General features: G+C 75.7%; 8 protein-coding genes. 5 read left to right on the forward strand and 3 right to left on the reverse strand.

Annotation, left to right across the window (positions count from 1 at the left end):
- Both ABD308_RS33670 and ABD308_RS33675 read right to left on the reverse strand, forming a co-directional pair.
- Positions 1–1,692: translation initiation factor 2 (locus ABD308_RS33670; protein WP_344343501.1), on the reverse strand; the 1,692-nt coding region annotated here is incomplete at its 3' end.
- A 492-nt stretch (positions 1,693–2,184) separates the two neighbouring features.
- Complete coding sequence (locus ABD308_RS33675; protein WP_344343504.1) at positions 2,185–3,048, reverse strand: LysR family transcriptional regulator substrate-binding protein; 864 nt, start codon at positions 3,046–3,048, stop codon at positions 2,185–2,187.
- A 146-nt stretch (positions 3,049–3,194) separates the two neighbouring features.
- Between ABD308_RS33675 and ABD308_RS33680 the strand changes: the two genes are divergently transcribed.
- The 5 genes from ABD308_RS33680 to ABD308_RS33700 all read left to right on the forward strand — a co-directional run bounded on the left by ABD308_RS33680 (position 3,195) and on the right by ABD308_RS33700 (position 7,598).
- A complete protein-coding gene (locus ABD308_RS33680) occupies positions 3,195–4,157 on the forward strand; it encodes a DMT family transporter (protein WP_344343506.1) in 963 nt (320 codons plus the stop codon).
- Between the two features lie 9 nt (positions 4,158–4,166).
- Complete coding sequence (locus tag ABD308_RS33685) at positions 4,167–5,540, forward strand: sensor histidine kinase (protein ID WP_344343508.1); 1,374 nt, start codon at positions 4,167–4,169, stop codon at positions 5,538–5,540.
- Positions 5,528–6,193, forward strand: a complete 666-nt coding sequence (locus ABD308_RS33690) for a response regulator (protein ID WP_344343510.1) — start codon at positions 5,528–5,530, stop codon at positions 6,191–6,193. The genes ABD308_RS33685 and ABD308_RS33690 overlap by 13 nt, the downstream gene beginning before the upstream one ends.
- Positions 6,194–6,328: 135 nt before the next feature.
- Positions 6,329–7,276 (forward strand): SPFH domain-containing protein, encoded by a 948-nt coding sequence (locus tag ABD308_RS33695; RefSeq protein ID WP_425554914.1) that lies wholly within the window; start codon positions 6,329–6,331, stop codon positions 7,274–7,276.
- Between the two features lie 10 nt (positions 7,277–7,286).
- Complete coding sequence (locus ABD308_RS33700) at positions 7,287–7,598, forward strand: type II toxin-antitoxin system antitoxin (RefSeq protein WP_344343512.1); 312 nt, start codon at positions 7,287–7,289, stop codon at positions 7,596–7,598.
- A 160-nt stretch (positions 7,599–7,758) separates the two neighbouring features.
- Here the strand turns inward: ABD308_RS33700 and ABD308_RS33705 are convergent.
- Positions 7,759–8,015, reverse strand: a 257-nt coding sequence (locus tag ABD308_RS33705; protein WP_425554915.1) for a glycosyltransferase, incomplete at its 5' end; no start/stop codon positions are given.

Here is an 8,015-nt window from a genome sequence, read left to right on the forward strand (position 1 = left end):
GTCGGGGGGGCTGGCTGGGGTGAGGTGGAGGTGGTAGGGGGTGTCGGCGATTCGGCAGGTCAGGGGGGTGGGCGGGGGGTGTTGGGTGGTGCCGAGGGCGGCGTGGAGGGCGGAGAGGGCGGCGGCGGGGTCGGGGTACCGGACTCGGGCGGTGGTTCGGTGTGGGGTGATCCGGAGGGTGAACGGTTCGCCGGTCGGGCGGCGGACCAGGCAGTGGGTGGGGGAGAGAATGACGGCGGCGGTGCGGCAGCCCGGGTGGTCGGCGAGGGCCTCGGCGGTCCAGGCGGCGGCCGTCCGGTACTCGTGGTGGCGCGCGGCGTCCGACGGGGGTGCGTCGTTCGCCCAGCGGTAGAGCAGTGCCGCGCTCTGCGCCTCGCGGATGCCGGCGCGGCCGTACTCGGCGGCCAGGTGGTGGTACGGCAGGTCCGTCCACGGGGGCAGCCGGTCGATGTCGACGACGGGCCCCTCGGCGGTCCGTCCTGACCGGACCTGGATGGCGAAGGCGGCCGGGACGCGCGGTGCGGCGGGCGGGGTGGCCAGTGGGCGCGGACGGGCCGGCCATGGCGGTGAGGCCAGGCCGAGCAGCTTGTAGAGTTCCGGCCCGAGCGTCGTAAGTGCTTCCCCGGGGAGGGCGAACGCCGCCTCGGCGAAGCGGCGGGTGCCCGCGGCGGTAGGCGGGGCGGCGAGGACGGCCGCCGCGTCGTCGCCGTCCGGGTCCAGCCGGGGCGCGGCGGCGAGTAGGCGGGCCATCGGGCTGCCCGGGACCAGCTCCGGGCCGCCGTCGCAGACCGCCACCATGGGCCGGTCGAGCGCCGCCGCGTAGAGCGCGGTCGAGCCGTGGTCGGTGACCACCGTGTCGCCGGCCACCAGCAGCGCCGCCCACTCCTCGTACGGGCCGGCCAGCACCAGTCCCGCGTCCAGGGCCGGCCGCAGCCGCCGGGCCAGGTCGAAGGAGCCGGTCCGGCTGTACTCGTTGGGGTGCACGACGAGTGCCAACTGGTAGGTGTCGTAAGGGAGTCGGGTGGCGAGACGGGCGGGCAGGTCCGGGTGCCGGGCGAGCAGCGACTCCGGCCCCCAGGTGGAGGAGAGCACGACCAGTCGGCGCGGCCCGGTGCCGAGCGCCGTCCGGAACGCCTCGCGCCGGTCCAGCGAGCCGAGGATCCGGTCGAGCGTCGGATCGCCCGCCACCAGCGCCGTCGCCCCGGCGGGCGGGCACTGCGCGGCGAGCCGGGCCACCTGGTCGGGGTGGGCGAGGGCGTGCAGGTCCGCGATCGGGCGCTGGTCGGCGGAGAGCAGGAACGCCGGGTCGAGGCCGGACGGCAGGTGTGGCGAACCTTCCTCGGAGAGCGCCTTGTTGAACCCGGCGCCGTGCGGCAGCAGGACCTTGGGGCCGCGCAGCGCGGCCAGCTCACCCTTGGGGCTGGCGGTGAGGATCAGGTCGTGGTGGCAGGCGAGTGCCTCCGGCCAGGACAGGCAGCGCGCGCCGGACGAGGCGACGGCGGCCAGCGCGTCGACGTCGAAGGCGGAGCCGGGGACGAGGGTGAAGCGGCAGCGGACCCGGGCGTCGCCGTCGAAGACGGGGAGCACGTCCAGTAGCCGGTGCAGCGCGGCGGCCGACCGGACGGCGAACAGCACTCCGCGCGGGGTGTCGGGCGGCGTCACCGGGTCCACCGGGCCGTGGCCGGTGGCCACGGCTGGCTGCTGGCTGCTGGCTGCTGGCTGCTGGCTGCTGGCTGCTGGAAGATTCTCGCGCCTATCACGGCTCAGCGACCCCCGTCGAGCCGCGGCGAGCGGATGCTCGGGTGGCTCGGGGCGGTGCGGTGATGGCGCGGGCATAGGGGCGATGGTAACCGGCGGACCGCCGACGCGGGCGGGACCGCGCGGACCCCCACCCGGCTCCGCCGCCACTCCACCCAGGCCCCCGTCGATCGGACGTTCCGTCAGTCGGACCCGAATCTACGGGAGCGGCCCGCACGAGGTTCGGGCAGGTCGGGCCGTGAGCGGGGCTGCGGTAGGGGCGGGACCGGCATGATGGTCGCGGATCGTGCGAGAGTGGCGAGGTCTGGACGGAGGTGGCGGCCGCAGGGTGATGCGGCGATGCGGGGATGACAAACCGCGGATCGGCGCAGCGGGACTCCAGCCCGGCCGGGTGGTCGGGATGCGGGCTCCAGGGACGGGGCGGCCTCAGCGCACCGTGGCCAGCAGGCCCGTGACCGCCGGGGACCACGGCCGGCCCGCCGGACCGGTGAGGGTCAGCGTCCGGTGCGCGGCGGGCCGGATCGGGACGAGTACGCAGTCCGCCGGCAGCATCGGCTGCGCCAGCGCCGGCATCACCGATACCCCCACCCCCGCGTGCACCATGCCGATCAGGGTGTTGAGGTCCCGGATGCGGTGCCGGGGTGCGAAGCGGACGCCCGCCCGGCGGTAGGCGTCCCGGATGTGCCGCTCGCAGCCGCCCTCGGAGAGCAGGAAGTCGTCGTCCTCCAGGTCGGCCACGTCGACGGTCTCCTCGCCCGCGAGCGGGTGGTCGCGGCGCAGCAGCGCGTGCATCGAGTCCGTGCCGAGCGCGACCGCTCCCGGTGGCGCCGGGTCCGCGTCCACCAGGACCGCCGCGTCCACCGTCCCGGACTCCAGCCAGACGCCCAGTTCGTCGTCCTCACCCTCGAACACCCGCACCGTCAGCCGGGGGTGTTCGTCACGCCAGTCGCGTAGCAGGCCGGGCAGCAGTCCCTGGCAGACGGTGGTCGGCGCGGCCAGCCGGACCGTCCCGGTGAGGCCGCCCGAGTGGTGGGCGGCGATGGTCCGCACGGCGGCGGCGGAGGCGACCGCCGTCCGGGCGTGCGGCAGGATCCGCTCGCCGAGCGGGGTCGGCCGGGCGGGCGTGCCCCGGTGCAGGACGGGCGCGCCGAGTACCCGTTCCAGCGCCGCCACCGCGTGCGAGACCGCCGACTGGCTCACGCCCAGCTCGGCCGCCGCCGCCCCGAAGCCGCCCGCGTCCGCCACCGCGACCAGCGCCCTGAGCTGGGCGAGGTTCACCTCCGAGGCCATGAGAGTTCCTCATCCCTTCCGCATCACCACTTGTTGGACTCATGGTCGGCCGGGCCGTCACGCTCTGTCCAGCGTCACGCGGTGGGACGCGGTGGGACGCGGTGGGATGCCGGCGGGAGCCGGAACGGGAAGGACGGGAGGCCGGGATGGGACGGCGCTGGTGGCCGGGGTTCGTGGCCCTGTCGGCGATCTGGGGGGCCAGCTTCGCGCTGATCAAGGTGGCGGTCGACGCGGGGGTGCCCCCGGTGTGGGTGGCGGCCTGGCGCTGCCTGCTCGGCGCGGCCACGCTCTGGGCGGTCCTCGCCGCCCGCCGCGAGGCCGCCCCGCGCGACCTCGCCACCTGGGGCCACTGCGCGGTGGTCGCGCTGCTGTTGAACGCGGTGCCGTTCGTGCTCTTCTCCTACGGCGAGACCCGGGTCAGTTCGGTGCTGGCCGGCGTGCTGAACGCGACCACCCCGCTGTTCGCCCTGCTCTTCGCGCTGGCCGCCGTGCCCGGGGAGCCGCGCCCGGGGCGGCGCCGGATCGCCGGGCTCGCCCTCGGCTTCGCCGGGGTGCTCACCGTCCTCGGTATCTGGCGCGGGTTCGGCACCGCGTCCGACTCCGCCGCCAACTCCGGGCTGGTGGCCGGCGGCCTCGCCTGCCTGGCCGCGACCTGCTGCTACGGCGCCGGCTTCGCCTACCTCCGCCGTCACCTCTCCTCCCGTCCGCACTCGGCCGCCGCCCTGTCCGCCGCCCAGATCACCTGCGCCGCCGCCGAACTCGCCGTCGCCGCCCCGCTCGCCGCCGGTGCCCCGCACTGGCCCGGGGCCGGGGCGGGCGTCGCCCTGCTGGTGCTCGGCGCGCTCGGCACCGGTGTCGCCTACGTCCTCAACCTCGGCCTCGTCCGCACCGCCGGGACGGCCGTGGCCGCCGCCGTCACCTACGTCACCCCGCTCTGGTCGACGGCGCTCGGCGCACTGTTGCTCGCCGAACCCGTCGGCTGGAACACCCTGCTCGGCGGCCTCGCGGTGATCGCCGCCGTCGCGCTCACCCGGCAGCCGCCCGCCGTGCCCGGCGACGGGGAGCGGACCCGCGACCGGGGCCGGAGGTGGCGTCAGCCGGTCGGCTAGGGTGGGCCGATGGGCACGGGAAGGGCGGCGGGCGGGGGCGTTGACGTGGGCGGTGTGGCCGACGGGCCGTCCCCCTCGCCCGAGGTCGCCGTGCAGGCGGCGCTGCGCGCCCGTCCCCTCCGCTTCCCGTTCACCCTCGACGCGCTGCGGTGCTGGGCCTACCTGATCAGCGGCACCCTGCTCGGCCTGGTGGTGGTCGTCCTGCTGGCCGCTCTCACCGCCCTCGGTCTCGGGCTCGCGGTCGTCGGCATCGGCCTGCCGGTACTGCTGGCGGTAGCCCTCTCCGGCCTGCCGCTCGGCGCGCTGGAGCGCCGCCGGCTCCGGCTCGTCGAACCGTCACCGGTGCCCGACCCGCACCGCGCGCTGCCCGGAGCCGGTCGCCGCGCCCGGCTCCGGACCCGGCTGCGCGAACGCGCGACCTGGCGCGAACTCGCCCACACCGTGCTCGTCGGCCCGCCGCTCACCGTCGCCGGACTCGGCCTCATCGCCCTGCTGGTGTTCTCCGGGGCGCTGGTCATCAGCCCCGTCGTGGTCTGGGCGCTGTCCCCCGAGACCGTCATGCTGATCCCCGGCCACGCCGTCCGCGGGCCGCTCCACGCGCTGCCCGCCACCGCCCTCGGCCTGATCGGGCTGCTGCTCGGCGGTTACGCCGCGGCGCTGCTCACCACCGTCCACGTCCGGCTGGCCCGGTTGCTGCTCGGTCCCCGCGAGGAAGACCTCGGGCGGCAGGTCCTCGAACTGACCCGCTCCCGGGCCCGACTGGTCGACGCCTTCGAGGCCGAGCGCCGCCGCATCGAGCGCGACCTGCACGACGGCGCCCAGCAGCAGCTCGTCGCCCTCACCATGACCCTCGGCCTCGCCGCCCACGAGCTGCGCGAACGCGCCGCCGCCCCCGGCGCGGGCACCGACGTCGACCCGGCGCTCGTCCTGGTCGACCGGGCGCGCGGCGAGGCCCGGCGGGCGGTGGAGCAGCTGCGCGGCCTGGTCCGGGGCATCCACCCCCAGGTGCTCACCGATCACGGCCTGGCCGCCGCCGTCGCCGAGGTCGCCCTGCGCCACCCGATCCCCGTCGAGGTCGATCTCGACCTGCCCGGCCGACTGCCCGGCGCGGTCGAGTCCACCGCCTACTTCACCGTCACCGAGGCGCTCACCAACGCCGCCAAGCACAGCGGTGCCACCGCCATCACCGTCCACGGGCGGATCGCGGCCGACCGGCTGGTGCTCCAGGTGACCGACGACGGCCGCGGCGGGGCCGACCCGGCCGCCGGGGCCGGACTCCAGGGACTGGCCGACCGGGTGGCGATCCTGAGAGGACGACTGATGGTGACGAGTCCGGCTGGCGGGCCGACCAGGCTCCGACTGGAGGTTCCGTGCTCCGGCTAGTCATCGCCGAGGACGCCGTCCTGCTCCGGGCCGGTCTGGTCGAACTGCTCACCAGGGGCGGCCACGAGGTGGTCGCCGCCGTCGGCGACGCGGACGCCCTCGCCGCCGCCGTTGACGTGGACCGGCCGGACGTCGTCGTCACCGACGTCCGGATGCCGCCGGGATTCCGGGACGAGGGACTGCGTGCCGCCCTCGACCTGCGCGAACGCCACCCGGGCCTGCCCGTGCTCGTCCTCTCCCAGTACGTGGCGACCCCGTACGCCACCCGGCTGCTCGGTGCGGCCGGCGCGCAGCGGGCCGGGCTCGGGTACCTGCTGAAGGACCGGGTCGGCGAGGTGTCCGAGTTCCTGGACGCGCTGCGCAGGGTGGCGGCCGGGGAGACCGTGATCGACCCGGAGGTGGTCCGGGTGCTGCTCCGCCAGCAGTCCGCCGACCGCCCGCTCGCCCGGCTCACCCCGCGCGAGCGCGAGGTGCTGGGGCTCGTGGCGGAGGGCCTCAACAACCAGACCGTCGGCGCCCGGCTGAGCATCACCGAGGCGTCCGTGGTGAAGCACTGCGGGAACATCTTCATGAAGCTTGACCTCGATCCGGTCGAGGGCAACCGTCGCGTCCTCGCCGTCCTGGCCCATCTCGCGGACCTGCGCGGCGAGTAGCCGGGACGGGCGACTTCGCGGGCCAGGGCCTCACCGCGCCCCGCTTCACCCCCAAGACGGGTCATGGCGCGGCGACGCGAAAAAGTGATATCACTTTGCCATCGGATGCCGATGCTCGCCGAAGGAGTCGCTCCCATGACCACACCGCGTTTCCCCGTCGAGGACGGCCCCGTTCTGGACCTCCCGGCCCCGGTGATGACCGAACGGGTGATCACCGGACGGGCCGGCCTGCCGATGCTCGGCGCGACGCTGCTCGGCCTGGTCGCCGGGGTCGGGGCCGCCGTCGCGGGTGGCGTCCAACTCTCCGACGGCGGCCGGGGAGCGGGGATCGCCCTGCTGGTCGCCGGACCGCTGCTGGCGCTCGGCTCGCTGCTGATGACGATCGGCCTGACGGTGGTCTCGCCCGGTGAGGCCCGGGTGGTCCAGTTGCTCGGGCGCTACCGGGGCACCGTCCGCGCAGCGGGCCTGACCTGGCTGAACCCGTTCACCAGCCGGCGCCGGATATCCACCCGGATCCGCAACCACGAGACCGAGACCGCCAAGGTCAACGACGCCGACGGCAACCCGATCGAGATGGCCGCCGTGGTGGTCTGGCAGGTCGAGGACACCGCGATGGCGGTCTTCGAGGTGGACGACTACGCCGACTTCGTCGCCATCCAGACCGAGACGGCCGTGCGGCACATCGCCACCAGCTACCCGTACGACGCCCACCAGGAGGGGCAGCTGTCGCTGCGCAACGGCGCGGAGGAGGTCGCCCGCAAGCTCTCCGCGGAGATCGCCGCCCGGGTCGCCTCGGCCGGTGTACGGGTCGTGGAGTCCCGGATCACCAGGCTCGCGTATGCTCCGGAGGTCGCACAGGTGATGCTCCAGCGCCAGCAGGCGGGGGCCGTGGTCGCGGCACGCCGGCTGATCGTCGAGGGCGCCGTCGGCATGGTCGAGGAGGCGCTGGACCGGCTCGCCGAACGCGATGTCGTGGACCTGGACGAGGAGCGGAAGGCCGCCATGGTGAGCAACCTCCTGGTGGTGCTCTGCGGCGACCGCGGCACCCAGCCCGTCGTGAACACGGGCTCCCTCTACCAGTAAAGGCGAGGCCTTGGCGACGGAACGGAAGAAGCTCCTGTTGCGGCTGGACCCTTCAGTTCACGACGCGCTCGCCCGTTGGGCCTCGGACGACCTGCGCAGCACCAACGCGCAGATCGAGTTCCTGCTCCGCCGCGCCCTTGCCGACGCGGGCCGGATGCCCGGCGGCGCCGCCCGGATCCCCCGGCGCGGCCGCCCGCCCAGGCAGGGCCCGGGGCCGGACCCCAGCCCGGAATCCGACCCCGGCCCGGCTCCGGACCCGGACCCGGATTCCGGGACCTCGGCCGAGGAGCCTTCGGAGCGGGGCGGAGCCGGCCAGGCCTGACCGGACGGACCCGGGTTACACGTCGTCTCGGCCGGTCGGCGGGTGAGGGTGTGCGGTGCGTGGGGTGCCCGGTGGGAGGTGGGTCGGTCGGTCCGTGGCCGGGGCGGGGGAGGGCCTGCCGTCGGGTGGTTGGGGCCGTGGCCGGTTGCCTGAGCCGGTGTCACCGGCGTGTCGGGTCCTCGTGGTCGACCCGGCGGCGGGGCGGGGGAGGGCCTTCCTCGGCCAGGAAGGTGGCCAGGCGGTGGGCGGTGGTGTCCCAGGACCATTCGGTGCGGACCCAGTCGCGGCCGGCGGTGGCCATGCGGGCGCGGTCGGGGGCGGGGGCGGTGAGGACGCGGGCGATCGCGCCGGCGACGGCGGACGGGTCGCGGCCGTTGACGACGGTGCCGTTGACGCCGTCGAGCACGGCGTCCGGGG

The sequence above is a fragment of the Kitasatospora putterlickiae genome (assembly GCF_039527695.1).
GTDB classification, from domain to species: domain Bacteria; phylum Actinomycetota; class Actinomycetes; order Streptomycetales; family Streptomycetaceae; genus Kitasatospora; species Kitasatospora putterlickiae.